Origin of the sequence: Sphingomonas nostoxanthinifaciens (assembly GCF_019930585.1) — a bacterium.
Taxonomy (GTDB): domain Bacteria; phylum Pseudomonadota; class Alphaproteobacteria; order Sphingomonadales; family Sphingomonadaceae; genus Sphingomonas_I; species Sphingomonas_I nostoxanthinifaciens.
In genome coordinates this window covers 3,460,721-3,479,122 of the sequence record NZ_CP082839.1, presented here as the reverse complement: position 1 = coordinate 3,479,122, position 18,402 = coordinate 3,460,721, and the positions used below count along the sequence as shown (strand labels likewise).

Below are 18,402 nucleotides of genomic sequence, written 5' to 3'. Positions count from 1 at the left end.
CTGCGCCGGGCGGCGCTATCGGCGCCGCCTGTTCCATCTCCCAGGGACACGAGACACGACATGGATATCATCACGGATCGTAGGTCGCTGCTTGGCGGCTTCGCGCTTACCACGGTCACCGCAGGGCTGCTCGGCGCCGAACCGGCCGCTGCCGCCAAGCCAAAGTCGCACAGCGTGACCTTCTGCATGATCGGCGACTGGGGGCGCGGCACGCCCGCGCAGCACGACGTCGCCGCGGCGATGGGCATGGCCGCCGCGCGCAGCAATGCTTCCTCGGTGCTCGCGGTCGGCGACAATTTCTACGATGTCGGCGTCACCTCGGTCGACGATCCGCTGTGGCAGTCGATGTACGAGCATGTCTACACGCACCCCGCGCTGCAGGTGCCGTGGCATGCGATGCTCGGCAATCACGATTACACCAGCAATCCGCAGGCGCAGGTCGAGTATACCGCGCGCAGCCCGCGCTGGCGGATGCCGGCGCGCTATTACAAGGTCGAGGACGCCAACATGGCGGCGGCGAGCGTCGATATCTTCGTGGTCGATACGGTGCCTTTCGTGAAATCGTATAGCAAGGATCCCACCAATCCGCGCGCGCGCAACATCGTCGGCCAGGACACGGATGCGCAGCTCGCCTGGCTGGATGGTGCGCTCGCGGCGTCGACGGCGCGGTGGAAGCTGGTGGCGGGGCATCACACGATCCATTCTGGCGGCAGCGCGCATGGCGACACGGTGGAACTGGTCGAGCGGCTCAAGCCGATCCTCGTGCGCAACAAGGTGCAGGCCTATCTCGCCGGGCACGATCACGATCTGCAGCACATCCGTCGCGACGGTCTCGACATCGTCCAGTGCGGTGCCGGCATGGAGGCGCGGCCGGTGAAGCCGATCGACGGCACGCTCTATTGCCTGGCCGAGCCCGGCTTCGGGCTGGTCACGGTCGGCGGCGACACGATGACGATCGACTTCCGCGATCAAAAGGGTGCGCCGCTGTACAAGGGCTCGATCCCGGTCGCCGCGACGGTCGCCTGATACCCATTGCGTTCACGTCCCGCGCCCCGGGGGGCGCGGGTTTCAGGATGTTTCCGATGCGATATCTGTCTTTGCTGCCTTTGGCGGCCTGTCTTGTCGCGGCCGCGCCGGCCCCGACCTACCAAGTCTCCGGCACGATCGCCGGCCCGGATGGTGGCTGGGATTATGCCAATGTCGACGCCGACAGCAACCGCCTGTTCGTCGCGCATGGCGAGACGGTTGCGACCGTCGATCTCGCCGCGCCAAGCGCCATGACGACCTTCGGCCCGGCGCATCATGCCCATGCAGTCGTGCCGATCCCCGGCTCGGGACTGCTGCTCGTGACCGATGGCGACACCGGCACGGCCCGCCTGGTCGAGATCAGGACCGGCGCCGAGCGCGCGACCATCAAGGTCGGCGAAAAACCCGACGCCGCGATCTGGGACGCGAAGCATCGCCGCGTGGTGGTGATGAATTCCAAGTCCGGCACGGTCATGATGATCGACCCGGCGACCGCGACCGTCACCGGCACTGCGACGCTCGCGCCCAAGCTGGAGGCCGCCGCGGTCGACAAGCGCGGCGTGCTGTTCGTCAACAACGAAGCACAGAACCTCGTCTATGTGATCGCGCCGGAGACCGCCAAGGTGCTCGGCACGATCACGCTGCCGGGCTGCGAGGGGCCGAGCGGCATGGCTTATGCCCCGAAGGCCGATCGCATCCTGGTGGCCTGCGCCAACAGGGCGGCGGCGGTGATCGCGCCGGTGGCGCGCACGGTCGAGAAGACGCTCGAGATCGGCGCGGGCCCCGATGCCGTGATCGGCGACGCGACGCACGGCCGGTTGTTCATTCCCTCCGGCGGCGACGGCACGCTGACGCTGTTTGCGGATACCGCCGCCGGCATCGTTCGCACCGGCGTCGTCAAGACCGAGATCGGTGCGCGCACCGGCGCGGTCGATCCGCGCACGGGCATTGTGTACCTGCCGACCTCGAAATTCGGGCCGCCGGCGACGGCCGGCGGCAAGCCTGTGGCCGTGCCGGGGACGTTCCACGTCGTCGTCGTGAAGCCGGGCAAGGCGGCATGATCCGCGCGCTGGCCGGGCTGGCCTTGCTGGCGAGCAGCGCGGCGGCGATCGCCGCGCCGACGCTGCAGATCGATCGCGTCGTGGTGGTGATGCGCCACGGCGTCCGCCCGCCGACCTCGGCGATGCCGATGGCGCCGGGTATCGCGGCCGATCCCTGGCCGGCATGGCCGGTCCCCCCAGGCTGGCTGACGCCGCACGGCGCCGAGGAATCGCGGCGCCTCGGGCTCAGCGATCGCGCGCAGTTCGTGCAATCGGGGCTGATGTCGCAGCAGGGTTGTCCCGCCGCAGGTACGGTCCGCATCATCTCCGACGGCGGCGACGAGCGCACCGTGGCGACCGGCGAATCCTACGCCCTCGGCATTGCGCCGGACTGCCACCTCCCGACAGAACATGCCCCGACGATCGGCCAGCCGGATCCGGTCTTCTCCGCGGTGCATGCGGGGGCCGCCACCTTCGATCCCGCGAAGGCCGACAAGGCGATTGCCGATGCCGACGGGCCGGCGGTGCTCGCGGCGGCCAGCGCCGAGGCCGCTCCGCTGATCGCGCGGATGAACGCGATCCTGTGCGGATCATCCACGGCGCCCTGCGGCCTGCACGACGACGGGCCGCTCGCGATCAAGCCCGCTACTGCGACGAAGGCGCCGAGTCTGTCCGGTGCGCTATCCAATGCGGGCAGCGGCGCGCAGTCGCTTCTGCTCGAATATATCGACGCAAAGCCGATGGCCGAGGTGGGCTGGGGGCGCGCGACGGCGGCTGACATCACCGCCCTGTCCGCGCTGCATGCGCTCAAGTTCAAGCTTGAGGGTCGGCCGCCCTATCTCGCGGCGCGGACCATGGCCGGGATCACGCCGCTCATGCGCAAGGCGCTGACAGCGGACGAGGCGGCGCGGGTGACGGTCTTTGCGGGGCACGACAGCGATCTGGTCGGTCTCGGCGGGATGCTCGATCTGCACTGGCAGGCAGCCGGCTTCGCACCCGACGACATCCCGCCGGGCAGCGCGCTACTGGTCGAGCGGCTGCACGATGCGGCCGGGCATCGCTACGTCCGCATCGCGTTCCGCAGCTTCTCGCTCGATGGCATCCGCAACCTCGACGCACGGGACGTGCCGGCCCGCAGCATCGTCGCGGTGCCGGGGTGCAAGGCCAACGGGCTCGTGGGTTTGTGCACGCTCTCGGACTTCATCGCCAAGCTGGATGCCGCGCAGGCGCTTTGAACCAACACGCCCGACAACCGACCATCGCCACATTGAGGAAACGAACATCATGAAGTCGACGAACCTTACCCTCATCGCGCTTGCGATGGCGTCCGCCGCGACGGGCAACGCGAATGCCCAGGCTCCCGCAGCGGCTCCCGCGCCGAGCGTCACCATCACCATGAAGGACCCAACCGCGCTGCAACTCGTGCGCTCCACGTCGCTGCCCGGTATCGAAGGCGACTTCGAATTCTTCGCGGCCGATCTCAAGCGCGATCTCTTATACGTGCCTGCCGAAGTGCATCACACGATCGAGATCTTCAAGGCCAGCACTGGCGAGCATCTCCGTTCGGTGGGCGGGGTGAAGACGGCGCACGGCATGGTCTACGTGCCGGAATCGAACGAGTTGATCATCACGGACGGTGGCGATTCCTCGACGCGGATCTTCTCGGCCGACGACATGCACCAGATCGAGCGCATTCCGATGATCGATGGTGCAGTCTCCGGCAAGACGGACTCGCCCGACGACGCGATCTATTACGCTAAGCGTCGCATCGTCTACATCGCCAACGGCGGCAAGTCGGCGAACCTGCCTTATTCGGAGCTCGCGGAACTCAACGTCGATACGCACAAGTTCGGCGCGTCCATCCGCGTCGAAGGCGACAACCTCGAGGGGATGGCGATCGACGAGGCCAATGGCCGCATGTTCATCAACATCCGCGACAAGAAGCAGGTCGGCGTCATCGACCTGAACCAGCGTAAGGTCGTCGCGACCTGGGATGTCGGCCTGAACCGCAACACCGCGCTCGGCTATGACCCGGCCAGCAATGTCGTGTTCGTGGGCAGCCGCCAGCCGGGCTTGTTCACCGTGTTGGACGGCACGACCGGCGCAGTCCTCGCGCAGCTGTCGTGCGTGGACATGACTGGCTCGCTGATCTGGGATCCGGTTGCCAAACGGGTCTATATTTCGGGCCTGCAGGGGATTTCGGTCTTCCAGCAGGAAAGCCGTAACTATTACACCGAGGTGCTGCGCACGCCGAACAATGGCGCCAAGACCGCGACCTACATCCCGCAGCTGAAGCAATATTACGTGGCGCACGCGAAGAACGCTTTGGATGACGCCGGCCTGCTGGTCTACCGCGTCCCGCGCTGAGCACGGGAACGCACTGAAACGCACCGTGGCGCGTCTTCGATCAGCCGTAACCGCGCATATCGGGCGAATGCGGCACGATGCCCGGACGCAGGGCCAATGCGGCCTCTGATCCGACGCGCCACGCACTTTCGATCCTCTCTGCCGAGAAAGACACATATCATGAAACCGACGAATATCGCCCTCATCGCGCTTGCGATGGCATTGGTCGCGACGGGTGCTGCCGATGCGCAGACCGCGGCACCCGCCGCCCCGGCGCCGAGCGTCACGATCACCATGAAGGATCCCGCGCCGGTTCAGCTCGTCCGCATGACCTCGCTGCCCGATATCGAAGGCGACTTCGATTTCCTCGCGGTAGATATCAAGCATGACCGGCTGTTTATCGCCGCCGAGGAGCATCATTCGATCGAGATGTTCAAGGCCAGCACCGGCGAACATCTGATGTCGGTGGGCGGGGTCAAGACGCCGCACACACTCGCCTATGTCGCGGAAAAGAACGAACTTGTCGTTGCTGACGGCGGCGATTCCTCGGCGCTGTTCCTGTCGGCGGACGATCTGCACCGCATCGACCGCATTCCGCTGATCGACGGATCTGTCACCGGCAAGACGGATTCGCCGGACGCCGGCGTCTATGATGCCAAGCGCCGGATTTTCTTCACCGGCAACGGTGGCAAGTCGGCGAACCTGCCCTATTCCGAGATCGCCGAGATCAACGTCGATACGCACAAGATCGTCGGCACCGTGCGGGTCGAGGGCAACAACCTCGAAGCGATGGCGATCGACGAGGCGACCAACCGCCTGTTCGTCAACATTCGCGACAAGAAGCAGGTCGGCGTCGTCGATCTGAAGCAGAACAAGGTCGTCGCCACCTGGGACGTGGGCCTCAACCGCAACACCGCGCTGGCCTTCGACGCGGCCGACAACCTCGTATTCGTCGGCAGCCGGGCACCGGGTCTTCTGACCGCCCTTGACGCGACGACCGGCGCGGTCGTCGCGCAGGTGCCGTGTGCGGATATGACGGACTCGATGACCTGGGATCCGGAGATGAAGCGCCTCTACGTCGTGGGCGCACAGGGCCTGTCGGTCTTCCAGCAGCAAAGCCGAAACCACTATGTCGAATTGCTGCGCACCCCCGTCAACGGTGCCAAGACCGGGCTCTACGTGCCGCAGCTCAAGCAATATTACGCAGTCCATCCGAAGAACGCGCTCGATGGCGCCGGTCTGCTGGTATTCCGCGTCAACCCGTGAACGCCTGACGCCAAAGCGGCGTTCTGCTTGCTCTTGCGGTCATCTGTGCGAATGCTCCCGCGCTCGCACAGGCACCCGCCGACCTACGGCCCGCCAATGACTCCGGGTGACGGTGCCACGGCCAGGACGCCATCCCCTCTGGTCGATCCGTGAGCGTCCCGCCGGCAGCGATGCCGGCGGGACGCTCTTTTATGATCCCCTTATGGTCACGGCGCTTATTGGAAGGCGTTGCCGCCCTTCTTCTTCGTACCCGACAGGTTCCAGGATAGGCCGACCAGCGCGATCTGCCCGGCAAGCCGGCGATCGATCCGTTCGCTCAGCCCCGGCGTATCGATCACCGAGGCTTCGCGACGCGATGCGAACACGTCGGACACGGTTGCCGTCAGCGTGAGATTGGGCCGCAGCTTGCGCTGGTAGCCGAGATCGAGGGTGACATATCCCTTGCGATAGCCCTGCGGCGTCAACCGTCGCCCGACCGCGCCGACATTCGCCTGAACGACGTTTTTGGCGTCCAGCGACCAGTCGAGGCCGGCCTTCGCATCGAAGCTCACCGTCGATCGCGTGCCGGCATAGCCGAGATTGCTCGCGTCGATCTGGTTGTAGAGCAGGTTGCCGCTGATCGTGTAGGTGATGCCGCGCAGGATTCTGCCTGCGGCGGCCAGCTCGATCCCGCCCGACTGGCTCCGGCCGAGATTTTCCTCCGTCACCAGCACGGTACTGGCGTCGATCGGGGTCGTCACGACGGTGAAGCTGTTGTGGATGCGCCGGTAGAACAGCGTCGCGCTGCGCGATGTCGCGCCCTGTTCGTATGACCAGCTCGCCTCGAACGACTGGATTTCCTGCGGCATCAGGTTCGGGTTGCCGCGCCGTAGCGTGAAGGCGTCGCGCTGGATGAGATAGGGGTTGAGATCGTCGGCGTCCGGTCGGATCACGCGATTGCCGTAGCTTAATCCGATCGTCTGATGATCGGTCAGCTTCTGCATCAGATGAAGGTTGGGGTAGGCGCGGAAATAGCTGCGGCTGCCACGCTCGTCGCTGGTGACCTGATCGGTCTGCACGTTGGTCTGTTCCACCCGGAGACCGGCGAGGACGGTCAGCTTGCCGATCGAGCGCTCATAGGATCCGTACCACGCCTGCACCGTCTGCCCGAAACGGAAGACGTTGGTGAAATTGGGGTCGGCGATCTCCGCGCCGCCGGCAGCCACCGCGACGCTCTGGAAATTGTCGAAATGATTGTCGTCGCGCTGGAGATTGTAGCCGAGGATCAGCTTGGCCTGTGCCGGCATCATCCGCGTGAAATCGATGCTGAGTTCGCGCGTGACTTCGCCGAACCGCAGGCTCTGCCGCTGCTCCGTCGGATCGGCGGCCGGCAGCAGGACGCTGTCGGCATAGTGCAACTGCTGGTTTTCCGTGGTCTCCGATCGCTGGGCGAGCACGGTGAGATTGCTGCCGTCGTGGCTGATATCGTGCCGATAGCGCAGCATCGCCGACGAACTGGTCTGCTTTTCCGTGCCTGGCCGGTCCCGCGAGGCGCGGCCGGTGGTCGCGCCAGCCGGATCGAAGGACGTGTCGTTCTCCGCGTAGGAGGCGTGATCGAAGCGGTTGGTGTAACTCCCCTCCGCACTCAGATGGTCGATCTTGCCGAGATCGAGATCGCCGCCCAGCGTTGCGGATTCGGACAGCCGGTCGCTGCGGCTGTCTGAGCCGAGCAGCGTCGCGGATCGGAACGCGCCCGTCGTCGCGTCGCTGGTTTGCTTCCGGTCGGTCACGCTGCGATCGCGCACGTCGCGGCGAACCGACAGCGCGCCGTGAACGGCCAGCGCCCCGAGGCTGGTGTTGCCCGTCCCGCCGAGATTGAAGCGGCCGCCGCTGCCGATATTGGCCTGAACGGCGGCGCCGCGACCCCGGCGGTGCTTGGTGACGATGTTGATGATCCCGGCGGAACCATCGGGTTTGAAATTCGCAGGCGGGTTCGTCAGCACCTCGACCCGGTCGATCGTATCGGCACCGAGCTGTTCCAGTGCCGCCCCGCGATTGGCTTTGTTGAATTGCGGCGCCGGCCGGCCGTCGATCAGGATCTGCACGTTCGCATCGCCGCGCAGGCTAGGATTGCCATCGACATCGACGGTTACGGAAGGGAGATTGCGCAGCACGTCGGCGACCGATCCGGTCTTGGCTTGGAGATCGTTCGCCAGCGAATAGCTCTTCCGGTCGATCGTCGTTGTCGTACCGGACGCCCGCCCGGTGACGACGATATCGGCGCTTGCGGCCTGATCGCCGCTTGCGAGCGCCTGGCCCGCATTCTGGCCGGAAGCGGGGGCGGGCGTGTCGGCCCATGCCTGCACCGGAACGAACGCTAGGCACAGGCCGAGCCGGCTGAGCGTGCGTGCGGAGGATTGTGGCGGACGGGTGGGGCGGGGCGGTGTCGATGGGAGGCTGGTCATGCCGACCCGATATCGGAGCGCGCCGGGGCGGTGGTTTCGCACTGTGTCGGATCGGGGGAATTGTGTGTCGTACTATGTCGTTTGCGGCGGACGACACGGATCGACATCGAATCGCTTCCGGCCCGCACCACGAGCGGGCAGAGACAGGCGGTGTCCACCGGCTCCCATCTTCTCATCGTTGACGACGATCCCGAAATCCGGTCGCTGTTGGCGACCGAGCTTCGCAAGGCGGGGTTTTCGGTCGCGGTCGCCGGAAACGGCGTCGCGATGCGCCGGGAGATCGAGCGGGGCGGCATCGATCTGGTGATCCTGGACCTGAACCTGCCCGGCGAGGACGGCCTCGCCTTGTGCCGCGCATTGCGCGCGACGAGCGAGCTGCCGGTTATCATGCTCACGGCGCGGGGTGATCCGATCGACCGGATCCTCGGGCTGGAGATGGGCGCGGACGATTATGTCGCCAAACCGTTCGAGCCGCGCGAGCTGGCGGCGCGCATCCGCAACGTGCTGAAGCGATCGCAATCCCTGCCGGTCAACCTCGAGCCGCTGGCGGCGAAGGGCGCGCGTTTTGCCGGCTGGACGCTGGATTTCGAACATCGCCAGATCATCGATGCGACGGGCCGGGTGACGGTGCTCTCCGGCACCGAATTCCGCTTGCTGCGCCTGTTCGTCGAATATGCGAATCGCGTGCTTTCGCGTGAGCAATTGCTCGCGCTGGGCGCCGTGAAGCAGAGTGAGGCGAACGATCGCGCGATCGACCTTCAAGTGAGTCGACTGCGCGCCCGCTTCGGCAGCGAGGGCGCCGATCTGATCCGAACGGTGCGCTACGAGGGATATGTGCTGGCCGCGGCGGTGGAGTTGCTGTGAAGCTTCCCGCGGAGCTGGACACCATGAGCGGCAGGATCTTCATGCTCTTGCTCGTCGGGATTGCGCTGGCCGGCACGTTGGGCGTGGTTCTGTCCGAGCAACGGCGCGTCGCGGAGGTGCGCCACATCCAGGCCGTCCGCGCGCTGGAGCGGCTGTCGCGCTTCATCGGCGAAATCGAGACATCGGAAAAGGACCGGCGCAAGCATGAAACCCGCGAGGCGCGAACCTTCGTGCGGCTGGCGCAGGGCGGAGACGAGGGCGGCATCGCGGCACCCGATCTCGTGGCTCTGCTGGCGCCGCAACTGCCGCCGGGTGTCACCGCTACGGTGACGGCAATCCCCGTCGCGCGATGTGCTGTCCCGGCGGATCGCGATCACGACAAGGACGATCACGACAAAGACAGGGATGGCGATCACGCCTCGGACCCTGACTCCGCCGCCAGCGAGTCAGCGCGAGCGTGGAGGGCGGTGGTGGAAGCGACGGATTGCTGGCGCATCGCGGCACGCCTCAGCGACGGGAGCGACTGGTCGTTCGTGACGGGACCGCCGCCGCTCCTCAAGGCGAGTTACGGGCCCGATCCGGCATTTCTGTCGGTGATCCTCGTCGCGGGCGCCGCTCTCGCATTGCTCGTCGCGCGCATCGCCGGAGGGCCGATCCGCACGCTCACCCGTGCCGCCGCCAGCATCGTTCCCGAAGTGTCGGTGATCGATCTGCCCGAAGCCGGTCCGGCGGATGTGCGCGGCGCCATCCGTGCCTTCAACGACATGCGCGTCCGACTGGCCCGCCACGCGATCGAGCAGACGCACATGATCGCCGCGATCACGCACGATCTCCAGACACCGATGACGCGGATGCGGTTGAAACTCGAACAGATCGATGATGTCGTCTGGCGTGACCGGCTGCTTTCCGACTGGCACGCGATGCGCGCGATCGTCGAGGAGGGGCTGGAACTGGCGCACAGCACCGATGCGCGCGAGCCGCTCGTATTGCTGGACATCGATTCCCTGATCGACAGTATCGTGGAGGACGAGCGCGATGCCGGCAACCTTGCCACGTTCGATGCGTCGGCGGGGCGCGACTGGGTCTGCCGTCCGCGCATGTTGCGGCGCTGCGTCCAGAACCTCGTCGATAATGCGATCAAGCATGGTGATGAGGCGCACCTTTCCACGCATGACGATGCCGACGGGTTGCGGATCGTGATACGCGATGCCGGGCCGGGCATCCCGGCCCATCAGATCGATGCCGTGTTCGAGCCGATGGTGCGGCTCGAAACCTCCCGCTCCCGCGAGACCGGCGGGACTGGCCTCGGCCTCACGATCGCGCGCAATCTGGCGCAACGCATGGGCGCGACACTTACGCTGGAGAATGCCGAGCCGCATGGCCTCGTCTGTACGATCCGGTTTCGTGCCGCCGCCTCAGTCGCCTCGACACGACCGCCTCATCACCGTTCCTGACCTACGCGCGTCCCCCGAACCGCCGCGCGGCATCTCGCCGGCTATGACCCGCGGCCACATGTCCGGAGATCTGCTCGCGAGAGCTTCGAACAGGATTTTCCATGATCCACCTCCGATGACGGCGAACCACGGTTCCTCGATCAAGAGCATCCCCTGCAATTCCTATTTCGTGTCCGATGCCATCACGGGACGCGGTGAACAGATCGGCATAGTTTGAGAAGGCGAGATCGGTTGCCACTCGGCGGCGTTGCTTTTCCGCGTTGGCGGTTGGCGGCGATCAGGGCGTCGACCGTCCACTTGAGAGTTTTGCCAGTTGCCCTTGGGTTATTCCGGAGCCTCATGTCCCTGTTTCGGTAATCACTAGGCAATCACCGGAGCGGAAATCATTGCGACCGACTGCCGTGAGCATGGTTTCGTGCATCGAAAACAATATGCTTCTCTGCACCAGACTACGCCCTACTTTCGTATATAGCGGAAATACCAGACCTCGTGGCCATGCGCGCGCGCCTTCGCTTCGTAGCGGGTCTCGGGCCAATCGTCCGGACGGACGAGGAAGTCGTCGGGGGCGGAGGCCAGCCAGTCGAAGGCAGGATTGCTGCCCATCACCATCATCGCCCAGCGGCAATAGACCGGATGATCGGTCCCGAACCTAAACTCGGCGCCCGGCTTCAGCTTGGCGGCGAGCAGGTCGATCGGTCCCTTGTTCATGAAGCGCCGCTTGGCGTGGCGCGCCTTCGGCCACGGATCCGGATGCAGCAGGTAGGCGCGCGACAGGCTGGCGTCGGGCAGCCGCTCCAGCACGCCGAGCGCGTCGTCGCGATGGATGCGGATATTCTCCAGCCCCTCGGCCTCGACATGCAGCAGCAGGCCGACGACGCCGTCGAGGAAGGGTTCGCACCCGATGAAGCCGTGATCGGGCCGCATCGCCGCCTGACCGGCGAGATGCTCGCCGCGGCCGAAGCCGATCTCCAGCTCGAGTGGCCGATCGTCGCCGAACAGGCGCGGCGCGTCGAGCGGCCCGTCGCCGGGCACCGACAGGAGCGGGAGCAGCCGTTCGGTCAACGCCGCCTGGCCCGCACGCAGCGGATGACCCTGGCGGCGGCCGTACAGCCGGCGGATGGTGGTGGGATCGGACATGGCCTCGAATTCCGAAGGGCTTGCACCGCGGCCCGACGGCCGGGTCGCTGCGCCTTGCGCGTGCGGCGTTGTACGCGTGGCGGTCGCCGGGGCAAGCCCGGCATGCTCAGACGCGCACTGCGCCGGTTACTGGCGGCGCTGGTCGGCGCGGCCGGAGGTGGCGGGGGCCGCCTCGCCAGCGACGTTGCCCTTGGGCTGCTTGGCCGCCTGCGCCTCGGTCTGCACCGGCTGATTCTTCGCCTTCTGCGCGTCGTCCTTGGTTTCGGCCGCGGCCTTGGCTGGGCTGTCGGCACCCGCCGAGGGCATCGGCGGCAGCGGCAGCTTGGTATCGCCCTGCTGGTTCAGATAGGCGATGACGTTGGCGCGATCCTGCGGGTTGGACAGGCCGGCGAAGGTCATCTTGGTGCCGGGCGCGAATGCCTTGGGGCTGGTGAGCCATTCGCCGAGGCGATCGAAGTCCCACTTGCCGCCCTTGCTCTTCAGCGCGTCGGAGAAAGCGAAGCCGCCACGGCCCGACGCCACCTCGTCGCCGACGATGCCATAGAGGTTCGGGCCGAGTGCATTGGCGCCGCCCTTGTCGGCATTGTGGCAGGCGGTACACTTCTTGAAGACGTCGCCACCCTTCGCCGCGTCGGCCTGCGCCATGTAGAAGGGAAAGGGTTTCTCGGCGGCCGCGGCGCCAGCGCCGGCGCCCGCTTCGGCCTCGACGCCGGTGACGGTGTAGCCCATCGTCTTGGGCCGTTCCGCCATATAGAATTCGCCCGTGACGATCGTGAGCCCCAACGCGGCGATGCCCGCGAACAGCACCCAGCCAGCAATCGTGTTCGCCCGATCGTCCATGCCCCTGCCTTGACTGTTCTGGTTGGCCCGTCGAGCGGGTTTGCCCCGTCTTAAAGGGCAGTAGAAGGCACCGCAAGCATCCCGCCACGATGGTTGCGGTCGCGGGGCCGGGTGGGTAAGCGGCTTCCCACCATGGAAAGCTATCCTGCACCCGCACATGCGCTGGTCGCCGCGATGAGCGACGCCGCCGCGGCGGCGCCCGCCCGCGCCGTCGCGATCCAGGGCGCACCGGGCTGCAACTCGCATATCGCCGCGCTGGAGGTCGATCCCGACGCGCTGCCTTTGCCCTGCTTCAGCTTCGAGGATGCGCTGGACGCGCTGCGCGACGGGCGGGTCGATCGCGCGCTGATCCCGATCGAGAATTCGCTGCACGGGCGCGTCGCCGACATCCACGTGCTGCTGCCCGAATCGGGGCTGGCGATCGTCGGCGAGCATTTCATGACGATCCGCTACCATCTGATGGGCTTGGGCGGCGCCGAGGTGAGCGAGGCGATGAGCCATCCGCAGGCGCTCGGCCAGTGCCGCCGCTGGCTGCGCGCGCGCGGCATCAAGCCGATCACCTATGCCGATACCGCCGGCGCCGCCGCCGCGGTGAAGGATCTCGGCCAGCCGCATGTCGGCGCGATCGCCCCGCGCCTCGCCGCCGAGCTTTACGGGCTGGAGTTGCTGGCGGAGGGGCTGGAGGATAGCGCCGACAACACCACCCGCTTCGTCATGCTGGCGCGCGAGGCCGACGCCGCGCCGGTCGCGAGCCCGAGCATGACCAGCTTCGTGTTCGAGGTGCGCAACGTACCCGCGGCGCTCTACAAGGCGCTGGGCGGCTTCGCGACCAACGGCGTCAACATGACGAAGCTGGAGAGCTATCAGCCGGGCGCCAGCTTCGCCGCGACCCAATTCTACAGCGATATCGAGGGCACGCCCGACGATCCCGCCGTCGCCCGCGCGCTGGAGGAGCTGCGCTTCCACACCAAGTGGCTGCGCGTACTCGGCACCTATCCGCAGGCCCGGCCGCGTACCGTCGCCTGAAGTCGGGCGGTTGATCGCCTGCCACCTTGCCAAGCCGGTGCCGGGTCGGCATCGGAGGGGTGAATGGGCAATCTGCGTTTTCTCTTCGATCGCACCGCCATCCTGTTCCTCGGCGTCGCCGCCGGGGTGGCGATCGGCTTCGCGTTCGGCAGCGGTGGCGAGCGGCACGAGACGGTGACGCTCGCGCCCGAGGCCGCGCCGGTGATCGGCGCGCCCGCCGCGACCGCACCGCCGCCGCCCTCCGGCCCCGCAGCGCCGGCCGCCGAGGAAGTGGCCAAGAAGGAACCTGCACTCGCCAAGCCCGCGCCGGTGGTGGCCGAGCCGATGGCCGAGGCGCCCGTCGCCGACAAGGCGACCGGTTCGCTGGCGGATGCGGTGCGCGGTGGCCGGCTGGTCCATGTCGGCGTGTTCGGCGACAGCTTCGGGGACGGCGTCTGGTCCGCACTCTACCGGCTGCTGCCGGCGACCGAGGGCTATCGCGTCACGAAGTATAGCCAGCAGTCCACCGGCTTCACCCGCTATCGCAGCCTCAACCTGGAGGCGCATGACGACAGCCAGGTCGGCAGCGACCCGGTCGACGTGGCGGTCGTCGCCTTCGGCGCCAACGACGTGCAGGGCGTGTGCGACGGCGGCCATTGCGGCGCGCTGATGAGCGCATATTGGCAGCAGGTGATCGGCCAGCGCATCACCAGCTATATCGCGATGCTGCGGCGGCACGGTGCGAGCGTCTACTGGATCGGCCTGCCGGTGATGCGCGATCCGTCGTTCGACAGCGACACGCACGCGATGGACGCCTTCTACGCTGCCTTGATGCAGCGGCTGGGCGTGCCGTTCATCGAGATCCGGCCTTATACCGCCGACGCCGACGGCAATTATCAGGCTTATTATCAGGATGCCGACGGCAGCCAGAAACTGCTGCGCGCGGGCGACGGCGTGCACATGTCGATGAACGGCTATATCCGCATCACCAAGACGCTGGCGGGCCGCATCAAGGCGACGGCAACCGCCGCGCGCAAGGATGCCGCCGCCGCTCCCGACACGCCCGCGCAGGACAATGGCAATCCATGATCTCCCTGCTCGCCGCGGCGGTGCTGTCGTTCGGCGGCACCTGCACCGATAGCCTGTGCAATCCGCGCTCGCTCGACCCGTTTTTCGCCAAGCTGGCGCGGCAGGGGCCGGGCGTCGGCGGGCGGCCGGTCCACATCCTCCAGATCGGCGACAGCCATACGGCCGGCGATTCGATCAGCGGCGCGTGGCGCGATCTGCTGCAACGGCGCTATGGCGCGGGCGGCCGCGGCGTGCTGCCGCCGGGCCGACCTTACGACGGCTACGTCACCCACGGCTCGACCGAGGCGATGTCCTCCGGCTGGAGCATCGCCGCCGATTTCGGCAAGGCGTGGACCAGCCCGTCGCCGCCGCTGGGCCTGTCCGCGTTCAGCGCGACGAGCATCCAGGATGGTGCCACCATGTCGATCTCGGCCGATCCCGGCGAGATGTTCGACCGCTTCACCGTCTGTGCCATTGCCAAGCCGGGCGCGGGCAGCCTCCAGCTCCGTGCCGGGACCGACACCGTCATCTTCAGCCTCGGCTCGGTAACCGAGCGGCCGCAATGTCGCACGATGCATCTCACCCAGCCGGCGAGCAGCGCCGACGTGACCACCAGCGACGGTCCGGTGACGATCACCTCGTGGGCGACGTTCCGCGATACCGGCGGGGTCGCTTTGTCGAACCTGGGCGTGGTCGGCTCGCAGCTCATGCATTTCTCGCGGACCGACGATGCGGTGCTGTCGGAAGAACTGCACGCTTATCAGCCCGATCTAATCGTGATCGCGTTCGGCACCAACGAGGGCTTCGGCCCGCGCTTCAGCGCGTTCGAGTATGAAACCATCCTGCGCACCCAGATCGGGCGCATCCGGCGGCTGGCGGGCAATGTGCCGATCCTGCTGCTGGGCGCACCCGATGCGCTCAGCCGCCGCGCCGAGATGCGCTCCAATGGCTTGGGCGACGTCTCCGCCGACTGTCCGCCGCTCGGCGCCAGCCCGACGCCGTCCGCGCCCGCCGCCGCGCCGCCGCAGGGCGTGATCGCGGGAATCATGGATCGGTTGCGCGCCAGCATCGGCATGACGGGGGACGATGCGACCCCGGCTCCAGCCGCACAGCCGCCGCTGGTGGTGCCGCCGCCGGTCGCCGCCGCGCCGACCACCTCGCCGCCGGTCGTGCGCCCCGGCCTGTTCCCGCCGGCCGCGCTGAAGGCGGTGCGCGACGTGCAGCGGCGCGTCGCTGGTCAGCTCAACGTCGCTTTCTGGGATTGGGAAGCGCGGATGGGCGGGCGGTGCGCCGCCAACGACTGGGTTCACCGCACGCCGGCGCTGATGCGCGGCGACTACGTCCATTACACCACCACCGGCGGTCAGGAGATCGCGCAGCGCCTGCAGGCCGATCTCGACCGGGCGGCCGCACGCTAGATGCTGTTCCCGACGCTCAGCTTCGGGCTGTTCTTTCTGGTCGTCTATGCGGTCGCGTGGGGTGCGCAGGCGTCGAACGAATGGCGCAAGATCCTGCTGCTGCTGGCGAGCTGGACCTTCTACGGCGCGTGGGACTGGCGGTTCGTCGCGTTGCTGATCGGATCGGCCTTCCTCAACTGGGGCGCAGCGCGGCTGATCGACGCCCAGCCGGAGGAGGAGACGGGACGGCGCAAGGCGATCCTGATCGTCGGCGTGGTCGCCAATCTCGCGATCCTCGGCTTCTTCAAATATTACGGCTTCTTCCTCGAACAGCTCGGCGACGTGCTCGGCGCGCTCGGCATCCAGCGCGATCTGCCGCTGATGCAGGTGGTGCTGCCGGTCGGCATCTCCTTCTTCACCTTCCAGGGCATGTCTTACCTTGCCGACGTGCATGCGCGGCGGCTGGCGCCGGCGGCCTTGCTCGACGTGACCCTGCTGATGTCGTTCTTCCCACATTTGGTCGCGGGGCCGATCGTGCGCGGATCGGATCTGCTGCCGCAATTTGCGCGCGCGCCGCGGCTCACGCGCGACATGGCGACGATGGGCCTACTGCTGATCGTGTGGGGACTGTTCAAGAAAGCGGTGATCGCCTCCGAGCTGTCGACCCAGCTGGTCGACCCGGTCTTCTTCGATCCGTCGGCGCACAGCCGCGCCGACCTGATAGCGGCGGCCTATGGCTATGCCATTCAGATCTATTGCGATTTCTCCGCCTATAGCGACATGGCGATCGGCATTGCCGCTCTGCTCGGCTATCGCTTCCCGCTCAACTTCGACCAGCCTTATCGTGCCGCCTCGCTGCAGGAATTCTGGCGGCGCTGGCACATCAGCCTGTCGAGCTGGCTGCGCGACTATCTGTATATCGGCGCGCTCGGCGGCAACCGGCGCGGCTTCGCGCGGCAGTGTGTGAACCTTGTGGCGACGATGCTCCTCGGCGGGCTGTGGCACGGCGCGAAGTGGACGTTCGTGGTGTGGGGTGGCCTGCATGGGGGCGTACTGGCGCTCGAACGCATCTGGGATCGTTACCGGCCGGAGGATTGGCCGCGCCTGCCGCGCGTCGTGACATTGCTCGTCACCTTCCACGTCGTGCTGATCGGCTGGATTTTCTTCCGTTCGGAAACGTTCGGCGGCGCCACGACCTATCTCGGCGGCATGGCCGCGAGCAACGCGACGAGCGCGGTGCTGACGCCGCTGATGCTGGTGCTGATCCTGTTCGGGCTGGCGATCCACTTCACGCCGCCGCTGCTGGCGCAGAATGTCGCCCTGCGCTTGCGGCGGCTGCCCGCCCCCGCGCTGGGCCTGCTGACGGGGGCGGCGATCCTCGTGGTCGACGCGATGCGCTTCGAAGGGGTCGCGCCCTTCATCTATTATCAGTTCTGACGAGGGAGCTGGGCATGCCGCGCGAGACGCCGTCACCGATCGACCTGCCCGGCCCGGCGCTGCTGAACGGCAGCGGGATCGCGTGGGCGACCACCGTGATCGCGGTCGCGACTTTGGTGCTGCTGCTCACCAACGCGGTGGCATTGCGCGACTGGATCGACGAACAGCGGCCGAGCCCGGTGCAGGCCTATGCCGCGACTGCCGCCGACGGTTGGGTGGCATTCACCGACACGATCGGCCTCGGCGCGCCACGCGCGGCGATGCACGGCCAATGGAAGCGGGCCGAGGCGGCGCGCTTCGCCGGCCAGCCGCCCACGGATGACGCACGGCAATAGCACCGCTCCGGCCGAGGCCGGGAACGGCGCCATTGCTACGGCGATAGCGATTTAGCGGTAGAAGACCTGCGCGCCGACCATCGCGACGCGCGCGCGCGAGCGGAAGAAGCTGCTGGCGGGGCTGGCGGCGGAGCGGAAGAACATCGCGCCCGGTACGATCGCATCGGCATCGCCGGTAAGCACCGCGCGCGAAACCGCCATCGATTCGGCCCAATTGTCGCTGTCACGATGCGGCTGATAGCTCGCGACGTTGAAGAACTGGCCCGGCTGCTTGGCGATGGCGCAGATCGAATCGCCGAAGCGTCCAGTCTTGAGGCGGTTGACCAGGGTCTGGGCGACCGCGACCTTGCCGGCGCGCGGTTCGGAGCCGGCTTCGTGCATTACCACCTTGGCCATGCATTCCAGCGCGGCGGGGTCGACCGCGACATCATCGTCGCCGGCATCGGCCATGGCAGGCTGCGGCGCGGCGGCCTGCGGGAGATTGGAGGAATCGAGATCGTAGGCCAAAGCCGGGAGCGCACCGAGATCGGCAGCATGGCCCATCGTCGGCATCAGCCCCAGGAAAGCGGCAGCTGCAAAGCCACCGCCGAGGGAAAGCAGCGTCACACGCTGTTTCACAGTCATTCATTACTCATGCGCATGCGCAAAAACGCCCGGCGTCGCGGATACAAAGCCACGCCTGCGGATTTCACGTCTTGTCGACTGGACGGAAACGCGAGCCCCGGCGACCGTTCGATACCCTT

At 67.1% G+C, this 18,402-nt stretch carries 15 protein-coding genes; 11 read left to right on the top strand and 4 right to left on the bottom strand.

Annotation, left to right across the window (positions count from 1 at the left end; all coding sequences use genetic code 11):
- Positions 1-60 precede the first annotated feature (60 nt).
- The 4 genes from K8P63_RS16560 (at position 61) to K8P63_RS16545 (ending at position 5,678) form a co-directional block, all read left to right on the top strand.
- A complete protein-coding gene (locus K8P63_RS16560; RefSeq protein WP_223797107.1) occupies positions 61-1,026 on the top strand; it encodes a purple acid phosphatase family protein in 966 nt (321 codons plus the stop codon).
- Between the two features lie 56 nt (positions 1,027-1,082).
- Complete coding sequence (locus K8P63_RS16555; protein ID WP_223797106.1) at positions 1,083-2,087, top strand: YncE family protein; 1,005 nt, start codon at positions 1,083-1,085, stop codon at positions 2,085-2,087.
- On the top strand, positions 2,084-3,301 hold the full coding sequence (locus K8P63_RS21055; protein ID WP_398287826.1) for a histidine-type phosphatase: 1,218 nt from the start codon (positions 2,084-2,086) through the stop codon (positions 3,299-3,301). Before K8P63_RS16555 ends, K8P63_RS21055 begins: the two co-directional genes overlap by 4 nt.
- Positions 3,302-4,592: 1,291 nt before the next feature.
- A complete protein-coding gene (locus K8P63_RS16545; protein ID WP_223797104.1) occupies positions 4,593-5,678 on the top strand; it encodes a YncE family protein in 1,086 nt (361 codons plus the stop codon).
- A gap of 215 nt (positions 5,679-5,893) precedes the next feature.
- Here the strand turns inward: K8P63_RS16545 and K8P63_RS16540 are convergent, their stop codons facing one another.
- Positions 5,894-8,122 (bottom strand): TonB-dependent receptor domain-containing protein, encoded by a 2,229-nt coding sequence (locus tag K8P63_RS16540; protein WP_223797103.1) that lies wholly within the window; start codon positions 8,120-8,122, stop codon positions 5,894-5,896.
- A 150-nt stretch (positions 8,123-8,272) separates the two neighbouring features.
- Here K8P63_RS16540 and K8P63_RS16535 point away from each other — a divergent pair, with 150 nt between their 5' ends.
- Both K8P63_RS16535 and K8P63_RS16530 read left to right on the top strand, forming a co-directional pair.
- Positions 8,273-8,986: a response regulator transcription factor gene (locus K8P63_RS16535; RefSeq protein WP_223797102.1), complete on the top strand. Its 714-nt coding sequence runs from the start codon at positions 8,273-8,275 to the stop codon at positions 8,984-8,986.
- Positions 8,983-10,440 carry a sensor histidine kinase gene (locus K8P63_RS16530; RefSeq protein ID WP_223797101.1) on the top strand — a complete coding sequence of 486 codons (1,458 nt, stop codon included), beginning with the start codon at positions 8,983-8,985 and terminating at the stop codon, positions 10,438-10,440. Before K8P63_RS16535 ends, K8P63_RS16530 begins: the two co-directional genes overlap by 4 nt.
- Positions 10,441-10,896: 456 nt before the next feature.
- On the opposite strand, the gene trmB is transcribed toward K8P63_RS16530, so the two are convergent.
- Together trmB and K8P63_RS16520 are read right to left on the bottom strand one after the other, a co-directional pair.
- Complete coding sequence (trmB, locus tag K8P63_RS16525) at positions 10,897-11,577, bottom strand: tRNA (guanine(46)-N(7))-methyltransferase TrmB (protein WP_223797100.1); 681 nt, start codon at positions 11,575-11,577, stop codon at positions 10,897-10,899.
- 126 nt (positions 11,578-11,703) lie between these two features.
- Positions 11,704-12,417, bottom strand: a complete 714-nt coding sequence (locus tag K8P63_RS16520; RefSeq protein WP_223797099.1) for a c-type cytochrome — start codon at positions 12,415-12,417, stop codon at positions 11,704-11,706.
- Between the two features lie 132 nt (positions 12,418-12,549).
- Here K8P63_RS16520 and K8P63_RS16515 point away from each other — a divergent pair, with 132 nt between their 5' ends.
- The 5 genes from K8P63_RS16515 (at position 12,550) to K8P63_RS16495 (ending at position 17,659) form a co-directional block, all read left to right on the top strand.
- The gene (locus K8P63_RS16515) at positions 12,550-13,443 is read left to right on the top strand and encodes a prephenate dehydratase (RefSeq protein ID WP_223797098.1); all 894 of its coding nucleotides are present in this window, start codon (positions 12,550-12,552) and stop codon (positions 13,441-13,443) included.
- Between the two features lie 63 nt (positions 13,444-13,506).
- A complete protein-coding gene (locus K8P63_RS16510; protein WP_223797097.1) occupies positions 13,507-14,511 on the top strand; it encodes an SGNH/GDSL hydrolase family protein in 1,005 nt (334 codons plus the stop codon).
- A complete protein-coding gene (locus tag K8P63_RS16505) occupies positions 14,508-15,908 on the top strand; it encodes a GDSL-type esterase/lipase family protein (protein ID WP_223797096.1) in 1,401 nt (466 codons plus the stop codon). The genes K8P63_RS16510 and K8P63_RS16505 overlap by 4 nt, the downstream gene beginning before the upstream one ends.
- On the top strand, positions 15,909-17,324 hold the full coding sequence (locus K8P63_RS16500) for an MBOAT family O-acyltransferase (protein WP_223797095.1): 1,416 nt from the start codon (positions 15,909-15,911) through the stop codon (positions 17,322-17,324).
- Between the two features lie 14 nt (positions 17,325-17,338).
- Positions 17,339-17,659 carry a hypothetical protein gene (locus K8P63_RS16495; protein ID WP_223797094.1) on the top strand — a complete coding sequence of 107 codons (321 nt, stop codon included), beginning with the start codon at positions 17,339-17,341 and terminating at the stop codon, positions 17,657-17,659.
- Between the two features lie 51 nt (positions 17,660-17,710).
- Here the strand turns inward: K8P63_RS16495 and K8P63_RS16490 are convergent, their stop codons facing one another.
- Entirely contained in the window at positions 17,711-18,265 is a 555-nt protein-coding gene (locus K8P63_RS16490) for a cell wall hydrolase (RefSeq protein WP_223797093.1), read from the bottom strand.
- Between the last annotated feature and the right edge of the window lie 137 nt (positions 18,266-18,402).